Origin of the sequence: Parvimonas sp. D9, assembly GCF_035282565.1 — a bacterium.
Taxonomy (GTDB): Bacteria; Bacillota; Clostridia; order Tissierellales; family Peptoniphilaceae; genus Parvimonas; species Parvimonas micra.
The window spans coordinates 1-312 of record NZ_JAYKBM010000094.1 but is presented as its reverse complement, the minus strand read 5'-3'; the positions used below and the strand labels follow the sequence as shown (position 1 = coordinate 312).

General features: G+C 62.5%; 1 protein-coding gene. It reads right to left on the bottom strand.

Features of this window, described 5'->3' with window-relative positions; all coding sequences use genetic code 11:
• On the bottom strand, positions 1-312 hold a 312-nt coding region (locus VJI94_RS08160; RefSeq protein WP_324008989.1), incomplete at both ends, for a hypothetical protein.

Genomic DNA, 312 nt, shown 5'->3' with positions numbered 1-312 from the left:
CCGGAACAATCGCGCGCCCCTTGATACCCATGTCCTGAGCCAAGGTGCGGCACGTCTTTTCCAGAAGCTCGAAGCATCCGGGCTCACAGAAGTCCTGAGCCGAATCGAACCGGGTCACGTTGTGAGAAGGCCACCGCGAACGAACCGACCGGACAAAGGCATCGGTGATCGGCCCGGACCCGGTAGCGTTCGGGTCACCGTTCGGACCACCGGCAAGAACGAGGGCGACACGATGCCCGCCAGCATCGTTGATGGTGAAGGACTGGTGATAGTTATGCCGGCCAGCGCCCGCAATGACCTGACCGTCTGGCG